24 protein-coding genes are annotated in these 26,545 nt (G+C 48.2%); 15 read left to right on the plus strand and 9 right to left on the minus strand.

Annotation, left to right across the window (positions count from 1 at the left end; translation table 11 throughout):
* Positions 1 to 67: 67 nt before the first annotated feature.
* Positions 68 to 976, plus strand: coding sequence for an ABC transporter substrate-binding protein (locus tag ACFOEK_RS13495; RefSeq protein WP_386721815.1), 909 nt, complete (start codon positions 68 to 70; stop codon positions 974 to 976).
* Between the two features lie 98 nt (positions 977 to 1,074).
* On the opposite strand, the gene ACFOEK_RS13500 is transcribed toward ACFOEK_RS13495, so the two are convergent.
* The 4 genes from ACFOEK_RS13500 to ACFOEK_RS13515 all read right to left on the minus strand — a co-directional run bounded on the left by ACFOEK_RS13500 (position 1,075) and on the right by ACFOEK_RS13515 (position 6,454).
* Positions 1,075 to 3,138 (minus strand): TonB-dependent receptor plug domain-containing protein, encoded by a 2,064-nt coding sequence (locus tag ACFOEK_RS13500; protein ID WP_386721817.1) that lies wholly within the window; start codon positions 3,136 to 3,138, stop codon positions 1,075 to 1,077.
* 42 nt (positions 3,139 to 3,180) lie between these two features.
* Positions 3,181 to 4,299: a DUF917 domain-containing protein gene (locus ACFOEK_RS13505; RefSeq protein ID WP_386721819.1), complete on the minus strand. Its 1,119-nt coding sequence runs from the start codon at positions 4,297 to 4,299 to the stop codon at positions 3,181 to 3,183.
* A gap of 321 nt (positions 4,300 to 4,620) precedes the next feature.
* Positions 4,621 to 5,439, minus strand: a complete 819-nt coding sequence (locus tag ACFOEK_RS13510; protein ID WP_386721821.1) for a flagellin N-terminal helical domain-containing protein — start codon at positions 5,437 to 5,439, stop codon at positions 4,621 to 4,623.
* 157 nt (positions 5,440 to 5,596) lie between these two features.
* Positions 5,597 to 6,454, minus strand: coding sequence for a PhnD/SsuA/transferrin family substrate-binding protein (locus ACFOEK_RS13515; RefSeq protein WP_386721965.1), 858 nt, complete (start codon positions 6,452 to 6,454; stop codon positions 5,597 to 5,599).
* A 380-nt stretch (positions 6,455 to 6,834) separates the two neighbouring features.
* Between ACFOEK_RS13515 and zwf the strand changes: the two genes are divergently transcribed.
* The 11 genes from zwf (at position 6,835) to ACFOEK_RS13570 (ending at position 17,936) form a co-directional block, all read left to right on the plus strand.
* The gene (gene zwf / locus ACFOEK_RS13520) at positions 6,835 to 8,301 is read left to right on the plus strand and encodes a glucose-6-phosphate dehydrogenase (RefSeq protein WP_386721823.1); all 1,467 of its coding nucleotides are present in this window, start codon (positions 6,835 to 6,837) and stop codon (positions 8,299 to 8,301) included.
* Positions 8,302 to 8,359: 58 nt separating this feature from the next.
* The gene (gene pgl / locus ACFOEK_RS13525; RefSeq protein ID WP_386721825.1) at positions 8,360 to 9,058 is read left to right on the plus strand and encodes a 6-phosphogluconolactonase; all 699 of its coding nucleotides are present in this window, start codon (positions 8,360 to 8,362) and stop codon (positions 9,056 to 9,058) included.
* Positions 9,055 to 10,881, plus strand: coding sequence for a phosphogluconate dehydratase (gene edd, locus ACFOEK_RS13530; protein ID WP_386721827.1), 1,827 nt, complete (start codon positions 9,055 to 9,057; stop codon positions 10,879 to 10,881). The genes pgl and edd overlap by 4 nt, the downstream gene beginning before the upstream one ends.
* A gap of 11 nt (positions 10,882 to 10,892) precedes the next feature.
* On the plus strand, positions 10,893 to 11,537 hold the full coding sequence (locus ACFOEK_RS13535) for a bifunctional 4-hydroxy-2-oxoglutarate aldolase/2-dehydro-3-deoxy-phosphogluconate aldolase (protein ID WP_386721829.1): 645 nt from the start codon (positions 10,893 to 10,895) through the stop codon (positions 11,535 to 11,537).
* Between the two features lie 270 nt (positions 11,538 to 11,807).
* Positions 11,808 to 12,482, plus strand: coding sequence for an anaerobic ribonucleoside-triphosphate reductase activating protein (nrdG, locus tag ACFOEK_RS13540; protein WP_386721831.1), 675 nt, complete (start codon positions 11,808 to 11,810; stop codon positions 12,480 to 12,482).
* Positions 12,469 to 14,328, plus strand: a complete 1,860-nt coding sequence (nrdD, locus tag ACFOEK_RS13545; RefSeq protein WP_386721833.1) for an anaerobic ribonucleoside-triphosphate reductase — start codon at positions 12,469 to 12,471, stop codon at positions 14,326 to 14,328. Before nrdG ends, nrdD begins: the two co-directional genes overlap by 14 nt.
* 126 nt (positions 14,329 to 14,454) lie before the next feature.
* Entirely contained in the window at positions 14,455 to 15,216 is a 762-nt protein-coding gene (locus ACFOEK_RS13550; protein ID WP_386721835.1) for an SDR family oxidoreductase, read from the plus strand.
* A 13-nt stretch (positions 15,217 to 15,229) separates the two neighbouring features.
* A complete protein-coding gene (locus tag ACFOEK_RS13555; RefSeq protein ID WP_386721837.1) occupies positions 15,230 to 15,655 on the plus strand; it encodes an acyl-CoA thioesterase in 426 nt (141 codons plus the stop codon).
* A gap of 59 nt (positions 15,656 to 15,714) precedes the next feature.
* Positions 15,715 to 16,155, plus strand: coding sequence for a YacL family protein (locus tag ACFOEK_RS13560; protein WP_386721839.1), 441 nt, complete (start codon positions 15,715 to 15,717; stop codon positions 16,153 to 16,155).
* Positions 16,156 to 16,270: 115 nt separating this feature from the next.
* Positions 16,271 to 16,693, plus strand: coding sequence for a MerR family transcriptional regulator (locus ACFOEK_RS13565; protein WP_386721841.1), 423 nt, complete (start codon positions 16,271 to 16,273; stop codon positions 16,691 to 16,693).
* Entirely contained in the window at positions 16,686 to 17,936 is a 1,251-nt protein-coding gene (locus tag ACFOEK_RS13570) for a permease (RefSeq protein WP_386721843.1), read from the plus strand. The genes ACFOEK_RS13565 and ACFOEK_RS13570 overlap by 8 nt, the downstream gene beginning before the upstream one ends.
* 106 nt (positions 17,937 to 18,042) lie before the next feature.
* On the opposite strand, the gene ACFOEK_RS13575 is transcribed toward ACFOEK_RS13570, so the two are convergent.
* The 4 genes from ACFOEK_RS13575 to ACFOEK_RS13590 all read right to left on the minus strand — a co-directional run bounded on the left by ACFOEK_RS13575 (position 18,043) and on the right by ACFOEK_RS13590 (position 21,053).
* On the minus strand, positions 18,043 to 19,026 hold the full coding sequence (locus ACFOEK_RS13575; protein WP_386721845.1) for a sensor domain-containing diguanylate cyclase: 984 nt from the start codon (positions 19,024 to 19,026) through the stop codon (positions 18,043 to 18,045).
* Between the two features lie 35 nt (positions 19,027 to 19,061).
* A complete protein-coding gene (locus ACFOEK_RS13580; RefSeq protein ID WP_386721847.1) occupies positions 19,062 to 19,676 on the minus strand; it encodes a histidine kinase in 615 nt (204 codons plus the stop codon).
* A 44-nt stretch (positions 19,677 to 19,720) separates the two neighbouring features.
* Positions 19,721 to 20,089: a response regulator gene (locus ACFOEK_RS13585; RefSeq protein WP_386721848.1), complete on the minus strand. Its 369-nt coding sequence runs from the start codon at positions 20,087 to 20,089 to the stop codon at positions 19,721 to 19,723.
* 277 nt (positions 20,090 to 20,366) lie between these two features.
* Positions 20,367 to 21,053: a hypothetical protein gene (locus ACFOEK_RS13590; RefSeq protein WP_386721849.1), complete on the minus strand. Its 687-nt coding sequence runs from the start codon at positions 21,051 to 21,053 to the stop codon at positions 20,367 to 20,369.
* A gap of 40 nt (positions 21,054 to 21,093) precedes the next feature.
* Here ACFOEK_RS13590 and ACFOEK_RS13595 point away from each other — a divergent pair, with 40 nt between their 5' ends.
* A complete protein-coding gene (locus tag ACFOEK_RS13595; protein WP_386721851.1) occupies positions 21,094 to 22,146 on the plus strand; it encodes a hypothetical protein in 1,053 nt (350 codons plus the stop codon).
* A 199-nt stretch (positions 22,147 to 22,345) separates the two neighbouring features.
* On the opposite strand, the gene ACFOEK_RS13600 is transcribed toward ACFOEK_RS13595, so the two are convergent.
* Positions 22,346 to 24,304, minus strand: a complete 1,959-nt coding sequence (locus tag ACFOEK_RS13600; protein WP_386721853.1) for a response regulator — start codon at positions 24,302 to 24,304, stop codon at positions 22,346 to 22,348.
* 301 nt (positions 24,305 to 24,605) lie between these two features.
* Here ACFOEK_RS13600 and ACFOEK_RS13605 point away from each other — a divergent pair, with 301 nt between their 5' ends.
* Positions 24,606 to 25,385, plus strand: coding sequence for an S-methyl-5'-thioinosine phosphorylase (locus ACFOEK_RS13605; RefSeq protein ID WP_386721855.1), 780 nt, complete (start codon positions 24,606 to 24,608; stop codon positions 25,383 to 25,385).
* A 36-nt stretch (positions 25,386 to 25,421) separates the two neighbouring features.
* Positions 25,422 to 26,516: an S-methyl-5-thioribose-1-phosphate isomerase gene (gene mtnA, locus ACFOEK_RS13610; RefSeq protein WP_386721857.1), complete on the plus strand. Its 1,095-nt coding sequence runs from the start codon at positions 25,422 to 25,424 to the stop codon at positions 26,514 to 26,516.
* Positions 26,517 to 26,545 lie beyond the last annotated feature (29 nt).

The following is a 26,545-nucleotide window of genomic DNA, read 5'->3' on the forward strand; positions in this document are numbered from 1 at the left end:
ACGTAACGGAAGAACACGCAAGTTCAACAGACGGACCTTGCTATTAACACCATTGATAGTAGCCCTGTTGACTCTTTCACAAGGCTGCCAAACGGTTTCAGCAATTACTCCGTCACATCACAAAAAGACCGCGGCTGAGATCGACAAAATACTGGTTGTTAACTCAAATTCCCATGTTGAACGCTATCGAATTGCCGAGCAAGCCTTTGCTGAAAGCATCCAAGGCACTTCTTATAACATTATCGATCTGATGAATGAGGATGATCCCGTTGGTTTATTACAAGACGTGTTGAACCATGGCCAATTTGAGCACATCTACTGTATTGGAGCGAAAGCATTAGGCAGCATAGATTATATTGCCCCGGAACAAGATATTGTCTTCAGCTCAGTTTTAAACTGGCAACGCTTCCAAGGTCAAGAAGGAATTTCAGGCATTGCCAGCGATATTGCACCGACCTCGCAATTAGCCATGTTTAAGCACTTCTTCCCCGAGCTAACCAGTGTTGGAGTGATTTACAGCGACACCAATAAAGCTCGTATCAAGCAGGCAGTCAGTGCGGCAGAAAGCTTGGGAATAACGCTCCATCCCGTACAGATGGAAGACAATGACGACATCGACCACCATATTCAGTTCTTGTCCGATCAGGTTCAGGCACTTTGGTTGATTCCTGACCCTGTGGTTCTGTCATCCATTCATACGACAACGCAAATATTTGAACTGGCACACCAAGACAAATTACCGATTTTCAGCTCTAACAGTTTGTTTAAGGACTTAGGAGCAACCTTGGTGGTAAGTGCTGATCTTCCAACTATAGGCCGACAAGCAGCGATTCTGATAAAGAATACTCAACAACATGAGACGCAAGTACATTACCCTGCGGGCAGTCACATCATTTTAAATATGAATCGTACAATGGAGTATCAACTAGAACTCAACTATCAAGCCCTAGGATCAGTGAACGAGTTAATCGAATAATCACGTAAAACATAACGACTTAATACATAGATACTTAATAAATACAGAGTGGGCAAATAAACAGAGGGCTAATAAACAGAGATCCAATCAACCGTCATCTAATCAAACAAATACGTTGCTTCAACCATGAAGTTGCGATCATCTTTCGGGTAATCCGACAACATGACATTAGGCGCAGGATCTTCATACTCTTTATTCAACAAGTTATAAATCGACGCTCTCAACTCCAGATTCTTTAACCAAACCTCTTTTGCCACCACAGCAAGATCCACCGTCACATAATCATCGACATTACTTCGATTGTCCCCATCCTCACGAATGGTTTCCCCTTTATAAAGCAGACCGGTAAATACACCAATATTACGTGAAACGTGGTATTGATAATTAAGATTCGCTCGATGCAGCGGAACATCCGCCTCTCGCTCATGAGATAACTGATTAATAGGATGTTGATAGGTGTAATTCATTGCCACTGTCGAACCATCATTAAAGCGATGAGAAACTTCGACCTCCACCCCTTCAACTTTTAATTTCCCGACGTTTGCAGAAGTGTTCACGGCAGTATTAGTCGCTATGGGCGCGATCAAGTCATCAATGCTATTTCGAAACCAAGAGATACGATAGCTTGAGCGTCTCGTAAAATCTCCGAGAACTCCCATTTCGAGCGTTTCGATTTCTTCAGGGTCTAACGAATTATCGCCGACAATACCGCTGTTGTTACTGTTAAAAAGCTCAGAGAAAGTCGGAGCACGGAAGGCAGAACCATAGGAAACAAGAAAACGCATCTGCGGGCGCCATGACCAAGTTAAACTGGCTCTGGGATTTAAAGTCCCCCCAAAGTCACTGTAGTGGTCATACCGGCCACCAGCAATCAATCTGAGATCATCACGAATATCCCAAATATTTTGAAGATAAATAGCAGAAATATCTCGATTCTGACTGTCATTCCAATTAGCCACCGACGAGATATTTTGTAATTCTCCTTGGCCACCATTAGACCATAACTCAACGTCATACTGGCTTTGATGCTCATACATCACCCCCATAAGCCACTTTTGACTCAATGACCAGTCATAGGAAATTTGAGCTTCTGCCCCCACCATATCTTGCTTAACCGGAGTGCGAATCTTCAAACCATCGGGGCAGGAAATGAGTGTTGGGCAGCTTCCGCCAGGATTAGAATAACCTTCAGGAAATTGCTCCCAGGTATTATCGAATTCAAAGTGATCGGTATACGCCTTTATTTCCACTGATGTACTGCTGGAAAGCGATTTCTTAAAACCACCTTCAAGAAAGTAATCAATGTACTCTTGTTCTGAATCGTCATTAATAATGTTGGTAATGCTGAAAAAGTTACCGGCTTCTCGACGCAGGTATTTTCCTTGTAAGAAAAAGCTGCCTTTGGTGAAATTTAGGCCAGCCTCATAACGGCGCTCGGAATAATCGACTCGACTGGATTGCCCAATGGCATCCGACTCAACACGCTCATTCAGTCCATTGGTATCGAAATAGTGAAGGTTCATGGCAAACTTGGCATCATCAAAGTGCTGGCCAAGCTGTACATTTACCACCCCCGTATCATGACTTCCCCCTTTGGCCGTTACTTCTACGCCTTGAACATCATCGGCGGTTTTAGTCACAATATTGACCACAGCAACGAACGCATTCGCACCATACAATGCCGATCCCGGCCCACGAACCACTTCTACTCGACGAATATCATCCACAATAAATGTATTGTAGGAAGTGCTGGCACCACCGTTGGCTAGATTGTTGTTGATGGAATGACCATTGATCAAGAATAGTACCTTCTCAGCGAAATCGGTTTTGACACCTCGAACTTCTAGAGAGGTCATACCCGCATTAACATCACTGATACCAAGACCCGGTAAACGCTTCAGTGCATCCAATAAAGTGCGGGCTCCCATGGCCCGGAGATCTTCCGCAGTAATGACGGACATAGAGGAACCACTTTTACTGACCGCTTCGCGGGTCTTAGTGGCGGTGGTGACATAGACTTCTTCTTGCAACCATTTAATTTCGTCTTGAAGTGCATTTAGGGGGATATCTAAAGGAGAGTCTGCCTGACTCGCAGAGGTATAAAATAATGAACTGCACAGTCCCAGCACTCCCCAATAGACACGCCCTGAAATCCTTGTCACCCTTAACTCCTGGTTATTCTTTTTCTATTAACCAATAAATTATCAGCTTCCTCGCATCTTATCGACCATAGGTTGAGCTTCTTCACCAAACTTTTCCAAAATAAGTTCAATATATTGAGCCCACATCTCCGGTGTTCTTATGGCTTTAACCGCTTCGACCCAAACCAGAGAAATAGAAACGTCTTTGCCTTGCTCATAGTCATTGGCAATTTCAGAGTTGGTCATCGGCTGTCCATCCACCCCCATACAGCAGATCATATCAGGCCCCATCATGACCGAACTTAACTCGCCCTGTTCATACACGGCGGCTAATAAACTCTCATTTACAAAGAAAATCTTAATGGTTCTATTGGCATCATCTGCATCTTGTAAATTAATGGAGCCAACATCAAAGCCATCTTGTACTGTATTCGTACAATCAATAACGGTGGCCTTCTTGGCAAGAACTGAACTCGATGGATAGAAGTCGTTCAACAACATACTGACATTATTCAGTGGCTGATCGCTGGCCATCGCCACACCAATTTCCCGAGCCAAACTCAAAGACCCCGCTACAATAGCTCCTGGCTGTTTCATATCAGCGCCAGTGACCGTCCAAGTTCCGGTGGTACCAATATCATGCAACTCGGTACTGACTACGTTTCGAACCTGACTTTCGAGCTGCTGAGCATTTTGCGGATGCAAGGGGAAAGATTTTCTTTCTTCACTGACCACAATAGTGTTTGAACACGTAAAATTCTTTTCAGCGTACGTACACATGTCCATTTGAGGAACAGAGCGGCCCGCCCCGTCACCATCGACAATTGGCATTCCTCGCTGAGCACAAGCCAACATGGGAATAACACTGTTCATTGCACCCACTTCAATCGGAAAGATGCCATGGTACTTGTGTCCCGTCATGGCCTGAAGCAGATCAAAGGCATAGCCTGGGGAGTCTTCAAAGTTCATGTTTTTGGCATCAGGCGCACCAACACCACAAATCATCATTAAGTTGTCGCTGTCGTCCAGTTCATCGACCGTAATGACATCAACACTTGAAGCAAACCCTATGATGTTTTTCACCACATTATTAGCTGCAGCAACACTTCCACCACCACCACTGGCTAGAAAGCTGGCACCATTAACCACTAATTTCAGATCAGATTCTGTATAAGATTTCATAGTAAGATCCTTCTTGATTTTTTACGTTATTGTTATTAATCCAAGTAATGAATATAGCTGAATCAGGTTCACTTGCTACCGTGAAAACCCACTTTTAACAATTAAAGAAAATTAATAACAAATGTGAACATGATCACACTTTTAATACAGAGTTCGAGCTTTCCTGTTTGCCTAGAACAGAACCTACTTGCTGTTTATTTAACCGCTGTTTGTTTTTGAAGCAGACACGAAAAAGCCCGTAATTACGGGCTTTAGGAGAGTAGTGAAAAGCTTACCAACATAGTTATCCACACAGAGTGTGAGTAACTTATTGGATGAATATTACGCTTCGAACAATCTCAGCATAATTTTCAAGTTGTCGTTCGCTTGAGCTTGCACCGACGTTTGAGCTTGCTCTTTCACCAGTTTCGCCGCCAACTCTGAAATTTCTTTAGCCAAATCCGCATCCGCAATTCGACTGTTCGCAGCGGCTTCGTTTTCGACACTAACTTGGAGATTACTGATGCTCGATTCAATTCGATTTTGAGTTGCGCCTAAATTGGCAGACACCTCGCTGGTCGCATCCAGCGCATCGTCGGCAACCCCAATGGCGTCCACCGCACCACTCTGAGTGGAGATGTCGATGTCACTGATTCCCAGATCCTCAAGCGCTTGTTGCAGATTATTACCACCCACTGACAATTGATCTTCCGCATTCGGACCGACCTGAAATTGCGTTTCACTGTCGTTATTCAGCAGAGGAATGCCATTAAAGTTGCTGTCTTCAATGGTGGTAGAGATATTCTCGACCAGTTGATCAACTTCCGCTTGTAAGCCTTGGCGATCCGTATCTGACAAGGTGCCATTGGCCGCCTGAACTGACAGCTCACGAATACGCTGTAAGTCATCACGTACCGAACTGACTGAGCCTTCTGCCGTTTGCGATAACGAAATGGCATCGTTACTGTTGCGAATGGCTTGTTCAGAACCGGAAATTGAGGCATCAAAGCGAGTACTGATGGCAATACCCGCCGCATCATCTGCTGCCGAGTTGATGCGACTGCCCGAGCCAATTCGCTGAAAATTCTGGCTCGGATCATTTTGAATTCGATTTTGAGCAAACGCGGCTTGCTGAGCTCCGGTATTAAAACTCACGGCCATAATGCACTCCAAACTGTTCAACTTTCATACAAACTAAGTGTGAACCGAATTAACGTACTCAACAAGCATCGGTTAGCAACAGTTCGTTATCAAAATGTTAAACGATATTGCTCTTTATACTATCGAACAGTCGCTTTTCCAGCCGGAAATTCACCGATTAAGGCTCCAGCGTAAACCCCGATACCCACTCAGGAAAGAGTCGCATTTTTACATCCCGACGACCTTCGCGGTTCAACTGAGACAGAGCCTGAATACAACGTACTAGATCCGAAGACTGCGATAACGCCTCCGAGTCCAGCCAGATCCCGGCCTGAACAGCAGACGTCCTATGATCTGAAGAATCTTCGATCAACATGGCAAGATCATTAGGCTCCATCCACAAAGTTGCAAATACACGCGGTACGGCCGCCGCAAACACATCTCCATGCAGAAGTAACGTCATGACACCTTGATATTGATCAGAGTGTAGAACCGTCAGATCCTCGGTAGCTACCCCAAAAGATGCGAGCTGAGCGATCGGTCGTTGATAACCAATCTTAGAGGCCTTCGACAACAAGGCCACTCGCTCTCCTTTTAGACTGGCCACACCGCCACCAAGTGACACACGCTTAATTAACCAGACACTGTTTAAGTCCGTCGATGATATGCCCGAAGCCCTTAACAAAGGGGAGTCCTTCGCTTCAACAACGTTGCGAAGGTCAAACACCAAATCGCCTTGCGAACCTTGAACTTGTGCTGTCACCTTGATCTGACAGGATTTATCTACCAACCAGGATTCCAACGCCGTCACATAACGCGGTTTGGTAATGCCACCTTCCGCAGTATTGATACCGAAACTTATCGTCTCGGCCAGAGCGGTCGCTGGCCATACACTACCCGCCGTTAGCCCCAAACACAGAAACAAAAAAATGCCTTTACGATTCCGTAAAGGCAAAGGAGGGTTAGAAAATGACAAGTAAGGTATCAGCCTAAGCACAAACAACAGCAGCACACGGAGAGGGGTATTCGTTGACATTGTTTGCACGCTCATACCTGACTGTTTTACTAGGTTAATAGAGATCGACTCTCTTGCCATTGATTCAGATCATTTTTTAAACACTTTCACCTACGGCACCCAATCTGGATACAATTTGTACATAAAATCACTGGCACAGTAATTGGATAGCTTGGTATAAGAGTAAAAAAGATAAGTAATTCTCGGATGGCTTAAGCAACCGAAAAACAGTCACCGGCTCTCTGAATTGACCTTCTTCATCTAAACTTAATAGAGATCAAATCAGGACACCGGTAACATCGAACAAGAGATAACCCCAGGGATTCATTGGTTTTTCTCAACACAACTGCAAGCACACTACGCAACTGAAAGACACGCATAGGACTCAGGTAGGAGACATGATGTCAGACTCTACAAATTCTTTTGAACTCATTCTATTTGGTGCAGCGGGTGACCTATCCCTGCGCAAATTGATCCCGTCACTCTATTGCCTTCATCTTGATCAACGCATTCATCCCGAAGGTCGAATCATTGCGGTCGCACGCCGCGATTATGAACGCTCGGACTTTTTGGACATCGTTAAGAAAGCTCTGGTCAAGCACCTCAATAAAGACCTCTTTAATGAAGAAACCTGGACCAGCTTTTCGAAACGTCTGAGCTACGCTCAAATGGACATTACCGATCCCAGCAGCTACGACACCACCTTGAAGCACTTTTTGAATCGGCCGGAAGCTGCCAAGATTTTTTATCTCGCAACCCACAGCGACATGTACGGCACCATTTGCCAGCACCTGTACAGCCATCAAATGTTAACCGGTGACGCTCGAGTTGTATTAGAAAAACCCATTGGCATGGATTACCAAAGTGCCGTCAACGTCTGCAAAGAAGTCGACAAATACTGCAACGAAGAGCAGATCTATCGAATCGACCATTACCTCGGTAAAGAGACCGTACAGAATTTGTTAGCACTGCGTTTTGCGAACTCTATTTTTGAGCATCAGTGGAACCAACGTTACATCGACCACATCCAAATCACCATTGCAGAAACACTGGGTGTCGAGCAACGCGCCGGCTTTTATGAGTCCGCCGGAGCCATGCGAGACATGATGCAAAACCATTTGCTGCAGCTGCTTTGTATGGTCGCCATGGAACCTCCAGCACAACTGGACGCCGAGTCCATTCGCGATGAAAAAGTAAAAGTACTGAAAGCGCTGAAGCCCATCGTTGGAGATCAAATCAATGCCAACGTGGTGCGAGGCCAATATCAGGAAGGGTCACAACACGGCCAGCCAACCTTAGCCTATCGCCAAGAACCCGGTGTTAATCCACACTCAGATACCGAAACCTTCGTTGCCATGAAAGTCGAAATCGACAACTGGCGTTGGGCGGGCACCCCGTTCTATCTCAGAACTGGAAAGCGCTTACCAGACCGAGCCTGTGAAATCGTCATTCAATTCAAAGAAGTGCCGCACTCGGTATTCGAACTGCAAAATCCGGCGTCCATGGCGAATAAATTAATCTTTCGTCTGCAACCCGACGATGGCATTAAGCTGCAGTTGTGCGAAAAACGCATCGGTAAAGGCATGAGCGTTAAACCTGTGCTGCTCAATCTTACCGCCGAGCACGCGCGTAAAGATCGAGCCCCGGACGCCTATGAGCGACTGCTATCAGATGCCATCGAAGGCAACCCAACCTTGTTCCTGCGCGAAGATGAATTACTGACCGCATGGCAATGGATTGACCCTATTCTAAGCGCATGGAAACAAAGCGGTTCACGACCGGAGTTCTATCACGGTGGAATCTGGGGGCCGGCGGCATCCACCCTTTTGTTAGCACGAGACGGACGACTTTGGCAGGAAAATCACTGATGTGCATAACCAAACCGAGCAACGTCTACTCCTTTGTTGTCCATTCGGGAGGTATCCGATGAAACTGCAAGAGCAAACCTTCGCCAATCACCCAGCCATGATTGACAGTGTCACACTGCAACTCAGTGATCACCTTAAAAGTGCCATTGAACATTACGGTCAGGCCAGCTTCATTGTCAGTGGCGGCAATACCCCAAAGCCGCTTTATGAAGAGCTCAGCCACCAGCCCTTGGCCTGGGACAGAGTCACCGTGTGCCCTTCCGATGAGCGTTGGGTTGAACTCGGTCACCCGGACAGCAATCAGACCATGATCGAAGCAACGCTACTACAACATGCCGCGGCGGAGGCATCCCTGGTTTCACTTCGCCCAAGCTGCCCGTTCAGTGACGCTCCAGCCGTGATCAATCAGTCCTTGATGACCATGCACAAGCCATTCAATCTGGTACTGCTTGGAATGGGCGACGATGGCCATATTGCTTCGCTGTTTCCTGACTCCAACGAGCTGGAACACGGCTTAACGGCACCCCACTCCGAACCCGTAATCGCGGTAAATTCCGATAGCAAAGGCGCTCGCATCAGTCTGAGTCTCACCGCGCTATTAAACAGTGAACACATTTATCTGTTAATCACCGGGGGCTCGAAACGAGAGGTCTTTGAAAAAGCGAAAACCAACCTCGACAACCCCAACCTACCTATTGAACATCTACTGAAAAAAGCCACCTGTCCGATCACGCTATGTTGGAGCCCTAATTCATGAGTCATCCGGTACACCCTGTCGTACAACAAGTAACGGATCAAATAACTGAACGCAGTGCCATTTCCCGAGCCAATTATTTAGCCTTGATGCGTCAACAGGCGGAAACCAAACCGCACCGATCCAAACTCAGTTGTACCAATCTTGCACATACTTTTGCGGCATCGGAAGCATCAGAAAAAGTCATTTTGAAACAGCTGCACAGCAACGCCAACATCGGCATTGTCACTGCGTACAACGACATGCTGTCGGCCCACCAACCACTCAAAGATTACCCCGACATCATCAAACACGCCTTGCTCGCGCTGGGACATACCGCACAGGTCGCAGGCGGCGTTCCGGCTATGTGCGATGGCGTGACTCAAGGCCAGGCAGGAATGGAGCTGTCATTATTCAGTCGAGACACCATCGCCTTGGCTGCTGCTGTCGGGCTGTCGCATAACGTCTTCGATGGCATCTTGTGTTTGGGGGTCTGCGATAAGATCGTTCCTGGTCTGTTAATGGCGGCATTACGTTTCGGGCATTTGCCCTGCATTTTTGTTCCAGCCGGGCCCATGTCCACAGGCATCAGTAACAGTGAAAAAGCCAAGACCCGACAATTATTTGCTGAAGGCAAAGCCTCAAGTGACAAGTTATTGGATTCCGAAACTCAGTCTTATCACAGCCCTGGCACCTGTACTTTCTATGGCACCGCCAACACCAATCAGATGCTGATGGAAGCGATGGGCTTACACCTACCTGACTCCGCATTTTGTTCACCAGAATCCGAGTTGCGCCACGCCTTTGTAAAACAAGCGGCGGTACGAGTGTCTGAAATTACTGGATTAACCGAGCACTACACCCCCATTGCCGATGTGGTGAGTGAGAAATCCATCATCAACGCCATGGTCACCTTACTGGCTACCGGTGGCTCCACCAACCTCATTATTCACCTGACCGCCATTGCGCGCTGTGCCGGGATCAAGATTACCCTGGATGACTTTGATCAACTGTCCTCGGTGGTTCCTTTGATCGCTCGGGTATATCCGAACGGGCAGGCCGACATCAACCAATTCCATGATGCCGGCGGCACCAGTCAGGTTATTTTTGAGCTGCTTGCGGCAGGCCTGTTACACGAGGACGTAAAAACCGTCGCAGGCCAAGGATTACGCGCTTATGCCCACAGAGCGGAGTTTAAAGACGATCACATCCGCTATCACCCGGCTGGCACAGGCACAGATAAAGACATCATCCGAACCGTTGCCGACCCGTTTGCGGCCATGGGCGGCATTAAACGTCTGAAAGGCAATCTGGGAGACGCCATCATCAAGGTATCAGCGGTACCAGAAGAACACTGGCACATTCACGCCCCGGCGCGGATTTTCCACGATCAGGCCGATTTCATGGACGCTTTCCATGACAATCAACTGACCGGGGATTTTGTGGCGGTGGTTCGCTTTCAAGGCCCGAAAGCCAACGGTATGCCGGAACTGCACAAACTGATGCCATTGCTCGGCGTGCTACAAGATCGCGGCCAGAAAGTGGCATTAGTCACTGATGGGCGCTTATCCGGCGCATCGGGGAAAGTCCCGGCGGCGCTACACGTTTGTCCGGAAGCCATGCAGCTGGGTGCCATCAGCCAGATTGAAGAAGGCGATATGGTGGAGCTCAACTGCCATACTGGCGAACTCAAAGTGACCAACAGCGACCTCAGTACCCGCCCTTTTGCGCAACCGCCAAGTGGTCATGTCACCGGCATCGGACGCGAGCTGTTCAGTGTCTTCCGTCATTCGGTCGGACCAACCAGCCAGGGCGCAATCAGCATTCAATGGGAAGAACAAGGATAGAAGGGAAGCGTATGAATTCATTTAAACAACTGATAGAAAACTACAGCCCCGATCAAAAGCCTATCTTGCCTGTCATTGTCATCAATGATCTGGCGCACGCGGTGCCGTTAGCACAGGCACTGGTGGCCGGTGGTATTCCCTTTCTGGAGATTACCTTGCGCACCGAACACGGGCTGGAAGCCATTAAACTGATCAAACAAGAAGTACCCGAAGCCTGTGTTGGCGCTGGCACTGTCATCAACGAACGTCAATTCGAGCTCTGCCTGGATATGGGCGCGGAATTCTTGATCAGCCCCGGCATCACCAAAACGCTGGCTCATTACGCGCAAGACAGCCCAGTTCCCTTTGTGCCAGGTATTGCCAATGCGTCCAATGCCATGCTGGCTTTAGAACACAACATCAATGAAGTGAAGTTTTTCCCCGCCGAGCAAGCGGGCGGCATTCCCATGCTCAAAGCGCTCGCAGCGCCCTTTCCAGAACTGAGCTTCTGTCCTACCGGTGGTATTAACGCCGAAAATGCAGGCGCTTATTTGTCGTTAGACACAGCCATGGCGGTCGGTGGTAGCTGGGTGTGTCCGAGTCCGTTAATCGAGCAACAAAACTGGGCAGAAATCACCCGGCTCTCTCAAATTGCAACGTCCCACCTCAAACAATAACGTGCAATCTAAAGCATCAATGAATGCGTCCAACACATTCATCTCATTCTGACACTCACCCTTGCTTCGGGATGCCAGTCATCCCGGCTTTTCCCCATATTTCGTGCTGATTTAGACAAACAACTTCCTTGCCAAGCCGTCCTCTTTTGCCATTTCAACTCTTGATCCAGATCAATAAACTCGCCTAGCGAAACCAAGACACACTACATATAGTACCTATAAAAATAAATAGCCACTACATATAGACACACTAACCATATGGATATTGTCATGGACACCACGCCGGACACAGTGAAAGACGCTCAGAACCCTCCTTTATCTGTTTCTCTGCTTAATCTTGATGACATCACAGAGCACGAATCACCCAATGCTTTTAACTGTTCGGCGCCTGATGTGGTGTTTCAGGAATTGCCACACCACATTTCCCTGGCGTTTACCATTCATGGCTGCCCATTCGCCTGCGCGGGATGTCACAGCGAACACACCTGGGATGCCGAGAGTGGGAATGCGCTGACCGATGACGCCTTTCTGGCTTATCTGTCGCAATATCAAGGATTGATATCCGCCGTGGTATTTCTCGGTGGCGAATGGAATCGACAGGCACTGACCAACAAACTTAAACTCGCCAAAGCACAAGGGCTAACCACCTGTTTATACACGGGCGGCAATCATGTTGCTCGTTCACTCAGAGCCCATCTCGATTTCGTCAAACTCGGCCCCTGGATCGAAACCTTAGGCGGCTTAGACAGCACAATCACCAACCAACGTTTTATCGAATTAAAAGACGGCGAGCTCTGGCAAGACCGTACGCATTGGTTTCAACAAAACGCCTCGTCAAGCTCGCAACAAAACATGCTTCAAAACTCGTCTCAAAACAACCTTCACACGACACAGACACTTAACACATTTACCCATCAGCAAGGAGTTTCATATGCTTCGGCTTAATTCAGCACAAATCACCGACAAGTTGGATTTCATCGAGTCTTATATTCACGCCAATAACGCGGCGGAAGGCTCAAAAGTGGACGCCAACGCCAACGTTACGCACAAGAATATCGCCACACTGGAAGCTGAATTAATGAAGGACGCCATCATTCAGATCAATCGAGCGAAGGTGAAGCAACAAATCGGGCAGCTCTTTGGTGATGAACTGGCCGAGGAATACGAACGTCAGATCGAAGCACATGAGATTTATGTTCACGATGAAACCAGTCTCAAGCCTTACTGTACCTCCATCACCATGTACCCGTTTTTATTAGACGGCCTGAAAGGTTTGGGCGGCGAATCCGGTGCGCCGAAACACCTCGAATCCTTCTGCGGTTCTTTTGTGAATCTGGTCTTTGCGGTCAGCGCTCAATTTGCTGGGGCGGTCGCCACCGTGGAGTTTCTCACTTACTTCGATCACTTTGCCCGTCAGGACTATGGTGAGAATTATCTGCAAGATCACCCCAAAGCCATCGCCAATCATCTGCAGCATGTGGTCTATGCGCTGAATCAGCCGGCGGCAGCACGCGGTTATCAAAGCGTGTTTTGGAACATCTCCATTTACGATCAATATTACTTCGACTCCATGTTTGGTGACTTTGTGTTTCCCCCGGATAAGCAGGGTGAAATGCGCAAACCTCAATGGCAATCGGTGGATGCGCTGCAGCGTTTCTTTATGAGTTGGTTTAATGAGGAACGCAAGAAGGCCATTCTCACCTTCCCGGTTGTTACTGCAGCGATGCTGACCGGCCAAGGCCAATGTCGGGATACCGAGTTCAGCCGTTTCTGTGCCGAACAAATGGCCGACGGCAACAGCTTCTTTATTTATCAATCGGACAGTGCCGATTCTTTGGCCTCCTGCTGCCGACTGCGTAACGAAATCACCGACAACACCTTCTCTTACACCTTAGGTGCTGGTGGGGTTTCTACCGGTTCCATCAACGTCATCACCCTGAATATGAATCGGTTGGAGCAGGATGGTCGTGACTTAAAAGCGGAAGTGGAAAAGATTCAAAAGTATCAGATGGCCTACCGTACTTTGATGGAAGAATATCAGGAACATGGCATGCTACCGGTCTATGACTCCGGCTTCATCAGCCTGAACAAGCAATTTCTTACCATCGGTATCAACGGCATGGCCGAAGCCGCTGAAAGCCAAGGCATTACCGTCGGAAATAACGCCGACTATAAGGCTTTTGTGCAAGCACGCTTAAAAGTGATCTACGCAGCTAATCAAGCCGCAAAACAAGAAACCGGTTACCTGTTTAATACCGAGTTTGTACCAGCCGAAAACCTCGGTGTTAAGAACGCCAAGTGGGATCGAGCCGACGGCTACCAAGTGAACCGAGACTGCTACAACTCCTATTTTTATGTGGTAGAAGACGATGATTGCAATGCGGTGGATAAGTTTATCCTGCACGGTAAAGAACTGACTGAATACCTTGATGGCGGTTCAGCCCTGCACCTCAATCTCGACGAAGCGTTAACCCCCGAACAATACCTGAGGCTGTATAACATCGCGGCAACCACAGGCTGCAATTACTTCTGCATCAATGTCAAAATCACCATCTGCAATGAATGTGATCACATTGACAAGCGGACTCTGCACGCCTGCCCGGAATGCCACAGTCAGAACATCGATTACGGTACCCGCGTGATTGGTTATCTCAAACGAGTCTCGGCCTTCAGTCAGGCGCGTCAAGAAGAGCATCAGTTGCGACACTACCATCGACAACCGTATAGCCAATCCAATCAACAGCCGGGAGACCATAGTCTTTCCATGACTACAGCCGAAACGGTGAGTTGATCTTCACCGGAACGTAATCCGTTGTTTTTTACACTTGAGAAAAGAAACTGTCTTTCCGTTAGGCGAACTATTAAACTTTCAGCCAATGTCTGAACACGTATTCGTTTTTCTGGAAGGAGCAATCAGGTGTCAAAAACAGCCATCATCACAGGAGCCACGTCCGGGTTTGGTCAATCGTGTGCAAAGAAGTTTGCCGAAGACGGCTATCGTTTGGTGATCATAGGTCGTCGTAAAGAGCGACTGGATGCACTGGCTAACGAACTGTCTAAGATCACCGACGTCCATGCCATCTCGCTGGATGTACGTGAACGCCAAAGTGTGCTGGATGCCTTTTATGAACTGCCAGAGCCGTTCAATCAACCGGATGTGCTGATCAACAACGCCGGTTTGGCATTAGGCTTGGAGCCGGCTCACAAAGCCAATCTGGACGATTGGGAAGACATGATCGACACCAACTGCAAAGGCTTGATGTACTGCACCCGAGCACTCCTGCCAGGCATGGTTGAACGCAAACACGGTCACGTAATCAACGTTGGCTCCATGGCCGGAAACTGGCCGTACCCTGGCGGTAACTGCTACGGTGCCTCAAAGGCGTTCGTTCAACAATTTACCCGTAACCTTCGCTCTGACGTGCACGGCACCGGCGTTAAAGTCACCAACATCGAACCGGGCTTTTCCAAAACCGAATTTTCGCTGGTTCGATTTAAGGGCGACGAAGGTCGCGCTGACTCTTTGTACGACAACACTGAACACCTTACTCCGGATGACATTGCCGATATCATTTTGTGGGTTGCCAATACCCCTGCACACGTCAATGTAAATACCTTGGAAGTGATGCCGACCTGCCAAAGCTGGTCGCCGCTGTCCATTCATAAATCTGACGCCTAAAGCGCGTATCCTCATGTCATTATTTCAAATGCAATTTCAGCCACGCTGGTCGGATCTCGATCCGAACCAGCATGTACGCCATAGCGCCTATAACGACTTCGCAACACAAGTTCGCTTTACCTTTCTGCAAGAACACGGCTTTTCACAAGGACGCTTTATGGAGCTCGGCATAGGCGCGGTATTGTTTCGGGAAGAGACCACGTTTCGAAAAGAAATCGGTATGTCCGATTCGTTCACGGTAGATTTTGAAGTGGTCGAACTCAGTAAAACCGGTAAACGTTGGAAGTTTGCTCATAACTTCTGGTTGCCCAAAGAGTCAGGCAAAGACATCAAAGCCGCCACCGTGTCAGTGGAAGGCAGTTGGATTAACCTCAGCACCCGAAAATTTGCCAGCCCCCCGACGGAGCTGTTAAACCTGTTCCAAAACCTCACCCAGTAACCCAACGTCAGTTATCTGATTCTAACTCTATTTTTTTATTGTTTTCGATCGCTTAGTTTATGGAATATCAATTCAATTTCGACGCCCTTAACCGCCCCGTAGCATGCTGCTCAATGGATCACGAAGCCTTTGGTGACTGGCTAACCCACGACCTTGGTGCTCATCATCAACAAATTGCAGACATTCTCAGCCAGCTGGATCGCTTGCTGAACAAGCAAACGAATCAATGGCAAAAGCGTTGGGCCGATTACCGACTTAAGTTAACGCAGGAAGATGCCATCATTTCAGCCACCAGCACCTATGCGGAACAGGGTGGCCAAGGTGATTATGGCGACTCGCTGTTTGATGATCACGAGGCTTTGTTAGGTGACGATGAGTCAATGGGTTTTGATTCGGAAGAACTGTCACTGGATGATCAACAAGGTCATGCCATCTGTGGTTTAGAAGATTTCCAGACCCTAATTCTCGCGTGGCAGGAGTTTGTTGGAACAGACCATTAGTCAGTCACTGAACTAACCGCTGAACAAGCCACTGAACAAACGTTAAATTTGATGCTTGACCTGTGTGTTACACACAAGCCTATGGTATACACTAACAAGATACCAGGAGCACACAATGACTGTTTCAGAACTTGCTAAACGCGCAGGCGTCACCGCCGACACCGTTCGTCATTACGTTCGAACTGGCTTATTAATTCCGCAACGCGACCCCAACAATGGCTACAAACGCTTTTCCGAGAGTCACTTAAAACGCTTGCTGTTCATTGTTGAAGCCAAGTCGTTAGGCTTTTCACTGCCGGATATCCAGCTGATTTTTGGTCAGGCAGCACAAGGGGAATCTCCTTGCCCGCAAGTTCGGGAAATCATGTCACACCGTATGACCGAGGTCGCCAAAAAGATTGAGGCCATGCAGGCCACCTATCGTCAAATGGAGGAAGCGATGGAACGCTGGAAAACGCAACCGGATTGTATCCCGACAGGTGATCACATCTGTCACTTGATTGAAGGATTCAGCGAAGGAGGCTGCTGCCATGACTGAGCAAACATCTGGCTGCTGTGGCAGCAAAGTAACGGACCAAGATATGACCTCCGACCAAATGACGACGGCCAGCGAAAATACCGAAAGCAGCTGTTGTGCCTCAAACGCCAAGGCAAAAACCGAAAGTTGCTGCAGTACCAGCCATGCCGTAGCTGATCACCCCCAAGCCACCAGCTGTTGTGGCAGTGAAGCCACGACTAAAACGACCGTCTCAAGTTGTTGCGACGATGATCAACAAGCACGCTTCGACTGGATTCTGTGGGGTTCCACCAGCTTTATTGCTGTTTTAGTGGCGCTGTCGTTCTGGCCTGAAAGTGGTGAAATTGGCTGGTTGAACACCATGATCGACACCTCCATCGAAATGCTTCATGCCATGTGGTGGGGGGTGTTATTAGGGATTGCGTTGGTGGGTTGGCTCAATCGTATTCCGCGTGAAGTGGTCGTTTCCGCACTGGGCCCTGGCCATACCAAGCGCGGTATTTTCAGAGCAACCTTAGCGGGCTTGTTATTAGATTTATGCAACCACGGTATTCTGATGGTGGCTATGAAACTGTACGAACGCGGTGCCAGTTTAGGTCAGGTGATGGCCTTTATGATCGCCAGCCCGTGGAATTCCTTTACGCTCACCCTGATTCTGTTTGGCTTGATTGGTATCCCTTGGACGCTGGCCTTTATCGCCTTTTCCATGGTGATCGCCTGGATCAGTGGTTGGATCTTTGATCGCCTCGAGATCAACGGCACCTTACCGATGAACCCCAACAAAGAATCGCTGCCTGAAGATTTCAAACTGAAACCTGAATTGGCGCGTTTGATGAAGGAAGCCGACTACTCACCAAAAGCCACTCTCGACATGCTGTGGGATGGCTTAAAAGGTGCCAAGATGGTGATTCGTTGGATTATGTTCGGCGTAGTCCTGGTGGCTCTGCTGCGTGCCTTTGTACCGATGGAGATTTTTGAAACCTGGTTTGGTGCCACCGTGGGCGGTTTGTTCCTGACCTTATTGGCCGCCACTATCATTGAAGTGTGTTCAGAAGGTTCAACCCCCATCGCCGCGGATTTAGTCAACCGTGCAGGTGCACCGGGTAATGGCTTCACCTTCTTGATGGCCGGTGCCGCCACCGATTACACCGAAATCATGGTGGTTCGGGACACTATGAAGAGTTGGAAGATAGCGCTGTTCTTACCACTGATCACCGTTCCACAGGTACTGTTTATTGGTTGGGCGATGAACGTCTTTGGATAGGAACCAATCGAAGTCCAGATCCAAGTGATGTTAAAAATAAAAAGGGGATGGCTTATGCCATCCCCTTTTTAGTGATCTAAGGAAGCTCTACATTAGCACGAGAGAATCAATGGCCTTCCCCATCCATGCCGGCTTGATACACCGTTGAGCAGTTTCGACCGTTGCGTTTGCAGTGATACAAGGCAATGTCTGCATGCTCCAACCACAGAGTATATTCAGAAATATCAGAGGCTATTTCAGAGATCCCGATACTGATGGTGTAGTTAATTTCTAACGCTTCGTACTTCACCGTCAACGCTTCAATGCGCTCTCGCAATCGTTCCGCAAAGGCATAGGCATCCTGGGCATTGGTATCGACCAAAATCACGCCAAACTCTTCACCACCATACCGTCCGGCGATGTCGGTTTGCCTCAAGGTGTCCTGTAATGCTTGTGAGGTCACACGGATCACTTCATCACCCGCCTGATGACCATAGGTATCGTTTACTTTTTTGAAATGGTCGATATCAAACATGATCAGGGAACTGGTCAAGCGGCTGCGCTGACAACGTTTAAACTCTTTCGCCAAACACTCTTCCCAATGACCGCGATTAAACAGCTGCGTTAATCGATCGGTACGGCTTAAGATTTCCAACTTCTGATTGGCTTGCTCCAGCTGCGCTTTACTGGTGGCTGCATCTGTGACGTCATACACCAGAATGCATACGTGATCCACCGCACCGTTCAAGGACAGCAAAGGAATAATGGTGATGTTCTGGTACATGAAATCCGCAGTGCCGGTGATGGTTCGATAATTTTTGAACTTGAACACGTACGGACGCTGTTCCCAAGTGGTAAAGGCGCGACTGTGCAATTGAAAGACGGAATCAATTTTATGGCAGAACCAATCCCGAGGCACCTCAGGAAACAGATCAAACAGCACCTTGCCTTTGACATCCGCAGGATCAAGCCCCGAATGGTTTTCCATAAAGCTGTTCCAGATCTGTACCTGGTGCTTATTATTTAAGACCACCAAACCCACGTCGATGGTTTGAAGCATGTCCATCATCCAATGGAATTCGGAGATATCTAATTTGGTTTCTGACGGCATAACATTTCCAACAGATACTTAACGGCTGTAACGTATCATTCCAATAAATAAGATGCGATTTCGTTCAAGCGAACAATGGAATCATCTGAAAATAACAGCAACAAATCGCAGTTAATATTGTGATCTTTAATGGTGTAATTCACTTCCAGAGTTAACACCTTTTTCCAGCGGGCAGAGTTTTCAGAAATCAGCTCTGAAATTTCACAGTGCTGACCCAACACCACCGGATGCCCCTGACTGAAACTCATGTCCAATTGTTCAGCCAGACCTTTCAAGAATGCGCCAATCAAGATACTGGCAATGTCCATCTCCAGTTCCAGCTGCACTGCGTCATCTATTTCACCGCCATATTTCATCAACTTAGCGATGTCGGTAAAACTGGAATCATTGAAAATCAATAACGCTTCACCTGCGACGCCTTTGCCAATAAAACCTTGGCAGACCGCAGACACTGACGAGCTATCAGACGCAGCCTGCAACGCCATTTCTAATTCACTTGCTTCCAAAATATTAACATTTGGAATAGGCAACACAACGAACACATCCAACAGCCGAGCCAGACGATCCGCCGCCTGCCCCATAGCGACGTTTGTCACTTCCTGATAGACATCTCTTAATTCTTCATTGAGTTCAACTACTTGTTCGCTCACATATACCTCGTAGAAGTATTCCGCTATTGGCTTAATAATTGTGTCTAAGCAACGATGCCATAGGCGGTTAATATCTCGTTGATTTTGTCCGTGGTGATCGGCTTTTTAATAAACTCCAACGCGCCCAACTGTTTAACCCGATCTCGGGCTTCCGGTTGAATATCCCCAGAAACCACGATCACCATGGTCGGTAAATCTTCAGCACGAATCGCTTCAAGTACGCCATACCCGTCCAAAACAGGCATGGTCAAATCAAGAAACAACACATCGGCTTTTCCTTCCTTGATGGCATCCAGCGCTTCCTGGCCATTGCCGGCAAAGCTGATCTCAATGTCCCATTGATCGGGCAAGGCTTTAGCCATTTGCTTACGAGCAAAACTGGAATCGTCACATATCAAAACAGGAGTAGACATGTTCCCTACTTTCTTTGTCTGGTGAATTTGGATTGATTGTAAAATTCGGCAGGCAATAACCCCATTGATCTGCCTTAAAGACGTCGCCTCTGACAATGACACCGGTAATGCCATTGTCTTTGTCCACTCTCCAAGTAAAGTCGTTAACTAGCCGCTTTTCAAGGCTATTTCCCATCATATCGTCTTAGATGAATACCAGCTTAACGGTAAATGCCACGTAAAATCGCGAAAGTTATCCAAAAAAAAGGGCCTCTGACGGCCCTTTGATAATCTCGGATTACTGAATACGCTTAACCCGGATCTTCTTAGATCGATCCACTTCAGTCATGGCATATGAACCAAACAACATTTTAAAGATTCGAACCTCTGGTTGCTTCGAATTAAAGTTGTAACGCTCATCATCGGTTTGCTGCCATACCTGACCGTTTTCCATGGTAATCAACCACTTACCAGCTGGTTCACGATCGACTTTAACCGCTTTCATAACCATTTCATCATGCGCTTGTTTCTGATGACTTAAACCAAAATCGGCAATGGCACGCTGCTTCACAACTTCCTGTTTTTCAGGGTTGGCACTGGCAATCGCACGAGAAATATCGTCGTAACACACCATACGGCGTTTCTCATCAGACATTTCAAAGCATTTTAATAGCTGTTCGTCTAAGTCCTTAGACTCTGCTGACGCTTGAAAAGAAACTAATAGCGTTGAGGCAAACAATGCCCCCAAAATCATTGGCTTGTTCATCAAAGTATCCATAAATAAGTCGTCCCAAGAGTTCGATCCCAATGGCTCGAACGAATTGCTCGATAAAGTACCACAAAACTGAATGCAAACTCTAACTCCTTGGATTAGATTGGTCTTAATTAGGGTGTCTGGAGCACCCTCGCCAAGTCTCTCTGTAGGAAGCGTTGCATTGTAGTAGTGAGATAGCATCGAAACCACAGGGTATTGCCAGTTCGCCATCCGCGAAATACCCAACACTTAATACGTGAGGAGCAATACCATGACAGCAAGTGCATCTCCTGGAAAATCACCATTAGCTAAACTGGCCACCACCGCCTTAGGCATCGCCTTACTCATCAATGATCGTCGTAAACAAAGCGGTAAAAAACTCATCGAAGCCACTCAAAAAGCCTCTGCCGATCTCATTGAACGCGGTACAGAAGTAGATCAACAGCTCAAAGCCTCGGCCAATCAAACCCTGGATCGAACACAAAGCAAATTGGAGCAGCAGCTTGAGTCAGGCAAATCAGCAGTAAAAGAGGTTCAAACCGCCCTTGAACAAGCGACAGATCACGGACGTGATCGAATTTTGGCCCTTTCGGGGGTGGCCACCCATAAGGATGTCAAAGATAACGCAAAGTTATCCCATCTGAATGCACTGTCCAATCAAATGGCCGTATTCAACGACCATGTAAACTTTCAGTTCAATAAACAACTGAATGAATTGGCACAAAAGGCCGACAAGTTTGATCTGGCACCATTAGCCCGTTCGGTCGAACTCAAACAACTCGCTAAGACGGAAGAACTGGCGTCGCTGGCCACCTCCAAAGAATTGGACGCCTTGGCATCGAAAACGGATATTTCCGCGTTATCGGAGGTATTAGCCAACATCCCAGTGCTGACTGAGAAAGTAGAAACGCTGGCCACCCGAGATGATCTTGCGCCTCTCGCCAAAGAACATTCGCTGAAAACCGCACAAGCCGTTTTGGCGAATCAAATGGAAACCCACCATTCGCGTATCGAAATCCTCATGGCGCAATTGGCAACTCGGGACGACCTCAGAGATCTCAGCAAAAGGCAGTTAACCAAGCACGACATCGACAGTGCGACTTCTCTACTCGCGTCGAAAGAAGACGTGGAAAGCGTGGTGAAGCAACTGATCAAACACATTCACCATCTCGAACGACAAGTGGTGTATCTGAAGCAACAGTTGCCGGAACCAACGACGGCCGCGAAACCAGAAACGGCCAAGCAACCTCGGGAACACAGCGCTAGTTCAGAAGACTCGCAAGTGTCTGAATCGATCAACTCAGTGCAGGTTCGAGCGCATTAGTGAGCTCGCTTATAGACAGCGTCACCTCCATATTCAACTGTAGGAACTCAGCCGTAGCAATTTAACTGTGGTAGTTGTTTAACTCTAGTAGTCGTTTAACCGGATTAGTTGAGCGGTAGTTGTTCGGCATTTTCTATGGAGGCACTTACCATGGAGTGGAGACGCTGTACATGGGAGCGCTGCCCATGAAAGAAGCGCCCTAAAAGTGAACCAATTTCTTGTCGGAAGTATAAATCACGCTATACGCCTTGTTTAAGGCACGCACTAAGGTATCAAACAACAGCGGTTTCGCCACAAAATCATTCATGCCCATGCGATAGCATTTGCGTTCTTCATCCAGCATTGCAGAGGCCGTTAGGGCGATGATGTAAATATTCTCATAGGCTTTCTTAGAGTGACGGATACTGGCCGCTGCTTCATAGCCATCCATGATAGGCATCAAGCAATCCATAATGACCAGGTTATACTCCTCCGCATCCAACATGGTCAGCGCTTCCTGACCATTTTCTGCCACACGATAAGGCACCGACATTTTATCCAGCATACTGCCCGTCACCAGCTGGTTAACGTTATTGTCTTCAACCATAAGCACCCGAAGTTCATCGCCCTGAAACACTTGCGGTTGTACGCTTTGAGTTACCTTACTTTCTTCGTTATCAGGCAGCGCTTCTATCGGTAGATGAAACCAAAAACGCGATCCCTCACCCAGTTTCGACTCCACACCCAATGTCCCACCCCAAGTTTCAACAATGGTGCGAACGATGGCCAGGCCAAGGCCACTGCCGCCTTTGCTCCGCGCTACGGCATCCACCTGATGAAACTTATTGAATATAGTGTCGCATTGCACTTGCGGTATTCCTCGACCAGTATCTCGTACCGAACCTTGCAACACCCCCTCCTGAGTTTCCCCCTCCGGCGGCAGATAGTCCAGCATCACTTCGACACCGCCCTGTTCGGTAAACTTGACCGCATTGCCGATAAGATTCATCAATATCTGATAGAAGCGTTTGTTATCACCCAGCATCAGGTCGGGCATGTTGTCAGAGTAAGAAAGAGTAAGGCGTATGTTCTTCTTGTCCGCTTGCTGCTTGATATTCTGAATCACATTGTCTGCAATTTTCTTGATCATCATCGGTCGAAAATCAACATGAAACTCTTCAATTTCAGCCCGCGACAGATCCAACACATCGTCAATTATCGACACTAAGTGATCCCCGGATTGCATTGCGATGGCCAGCAATTCCTGATGACGTTCGGACAACGGATCCGACTGAATGAGATCGAGAATCCCTAAAATGCCATTCAACGGTGTACGTACGTCATGGCTAATACTGGCAAGAAAGGCGAGTTGGTTTTTGCTTTGTTGTTCGATCTTTTCATTCTGATCCTTAAGTTGTGCAATCAGCTGACTGTTTCGCAACAAAGTACGAACACGAACGATCACCTCCATCGGTAACACGGGCTTAGACACGTAGTCGTTGACACCGCGTTGCAGCAGTTCAATTCTCCGTGCCGAGTCATCGAAACCAGTGATGGCGATGATGGGAACATCCCCCTTTTCACCCCCAATGCGTCGAATTTTGTGAACCAGTTGCAAACCAGAAATATCACCGGCTAACACCACGTCCGTGAGAATTAAGTCATAATGTCGATTCTGAAAGGCATACCAGGCCGCCTCGCCGGTTTCGTAGGCGTCGACGCTTAATCCTGCATCATTCAAAAACTTTATCATGGGCAGTTGCTGGCTTTTGGAATCCTCAACGTACAGCACACACCCCTCGACCGGGCGCAGACGTTCCAAATGACGCGTTAAATAGGCACCTAATTCAACCAGTTCATGGCGATTGAAAATGTCGGTGATCCCGGCGCTGAAAGCGTCACTTTGAGTGGCCGCCGCCCCTTCGGTCGTCAGCAGCACAATCGGTGTATATTGATAGCCAGGTTGTTCTCGGATGTAGCGGCATACGGCCAGTCCATCACGCGGTCCAGGCAGTTGCATCGCTAAGCAGATAAAATCAAAACTCGTTTCTGAAAGTGCGGCATCAAGCTGATCGGAGTTATCCAACAACACGGCATTCATCCCCACCGAGCTGAACAAGCGCTCTAACACCGCTCTTTGAGTGGTACTTCCTTCGATTGTCAGAACATTGGATATCATTCCCTTTCCTTCCTTCAGAATCCGTATGAACGAAAAAACGAAAGCCTTAGCCCATGCCTTAATCCAAGGTTCACGGCACCTATCAAGAAGTCCGTTCTAACCCAAGATCACCTCAGTATAGCAGCGGATACAGATTCGACCCGACCAAACCACCATAGCGCCGTGTAAGACTTGCGTTATACTCTTGACCCATCCAAGATGCACCGCATTATGTCGTCGTATTCATCAACGAATCAGCACTGAAAGAATCGACATAGAACGAATCACCATCGACCGAATTCACAGAGCCAAGGAGTCTAGTTTGCGCACGATTGCCATCATTGGCGGCACAGGATTAAACCAGTTCCCAAATGCCGTTTCTCAAGAAACCATTCAAGTCACTACGCCCTATGGTGCGCCTTCTGGGAAGATTCAAAAGCTGACTCTCCAAGGCCAGTCGGTCTACTTTCTGGCTCGTCATGGTCAGCCTCATTGTTTGCCTCCGCATCAGATCAACTACCGCGCCAATATTCATGCGCTGCATCAATTGGGAGTGACCGATGTGTTTGCGGTGAACGCAGTGGGTGGCATCACCGAAAACGCACCAACAGGCCAGCTCTGCATTCCTGACCAGCTGATTGATTACACCTGGGGGCGCGAGCACACTTTCTCACAGCAAGAAGAGGGCAACGGTCTGCTCTCGGTGCAACACATCGACTTTTCGTATCCGTTCACCGAGTCCTTACGTGCCGTATTAATTGAACAGGGGCACCATCTTGATCTGCCAATGACAGATGGTGGCACGTACGCCGCCACTCAAGGCCCTCGTCTGGAAACCGCCGCAGAAATCGCTAAATACGAACGTGATGGCTGCGACCTGGTAGGAATGACCGCCATGCCTGAAGCGGCACTGGCCAGAGAACTCAATTTAAATTACGCAAGCATTTGCTTGTCAGTGAACCCGGCAGCGGGAAAAACCACCGAAGAAATTACCATGGACGATATTCGGGCGGTCATCGATACTGGCATGCATCAAGTAACGCAATTACTGGAAGCCAGTGTCCATCACCTGCTCACCGAAGCATCACCTGCTAACGCGTAACGCCCCTAAACCCAAACACAGACAAAGGTTGCAATCATGGCAACAACCAACTCTCTTCCTTCGACTCTGATGAATTTTGAACCACAGGAATTCAGCCCCATCCGCTGGAATAACGGTGCTTTGGAACTGCTGGATCAACGTCTATTACCGCATCAAATCCACTGGATCAGCTATCAGGATGCACCTTCCGTTGCCCATGCCATTACCGACATGGTGGTTCGCGGCGCACCGGCCATTGGCATTACCGCCGCCTACGGCGTTGCCCTCTCAGCTATGGCGCATCGGGGTACATTATCCTCGGAAGACTTAACCCCCATCATGGCCGACATAACACTGCTATCCAACAGCCGCCCCACCGCCATTAACTTAATGTGGGCCCTGGATCGCATGAAGCTGTGCTTGCTGAAAGCGGTAGCAAAACACACCGCCATCGATGCCATAGTGACGGCCTTGATCGAAGAAGCAATATCAATCCACCAGCAAGACATCCACTTCTGCCACAGCATTGGTGATCACGGTGCTGACTTGTTGTCACCCAATAGCACTGTCTATACCCACTGTAATGCCGGAGCTTTAGCCACCGGTGGGCATGGCACGGCTTTGGGAGTCATTCGCAGCGCCTTTACTCAAGATAAAATATCTCAGGTGTTTGCCGGTGAAACTCGCCCTTGGTTGCAAGGCGCACGATTGACCTCGTGGGAACTCCAGCAAGCAGGTATTCCGGTGCGCCTAGTAACAGAAGGCGCGGCGGGTCATACCTTAAAACACAATTCGGTAGATTGGCTGATCGTCGGGGCAGATCGTATTGCTGCCGATGGCTCAGTGGCAAATAAAGTGGGTACCTACAATCTGGCGATTCTGGCTCGACATCACAACTGTAAAGTGATGGTGGCAGCACCCAGTTCGACCTTTGATCTCACTATTCATCAGGGCGATGACATTCCCATCGAGCAACGGGCGGATCAAGAAGTGACGCACTATCAGGATATTCCAATTGCCCCGGAAGGCGTGTCGGCACTCAATCCATCCTTTGATGTCACACCTGCGGATTTAATTGATGCCATTGTCACAGAACGTGGCGTTATTGAGCGTCCAAACCGTGAAAAAATTGCAGCGCACTTTGATTCATAGCACGCCATTCATAACGCTTGGTTCCCGTA

This window comes from Litoribrevibacter euphylliae, assembly GCF_042646085.1.
Taxonomy (GTDB): domain Bacteria; phylum Pseudomonadota; class Gammaproteobacteria; order Pseudomonadales; family Litoribrevibacteraceae; genus Litoribrevibacter; species Litoribrevibacter euphylliae.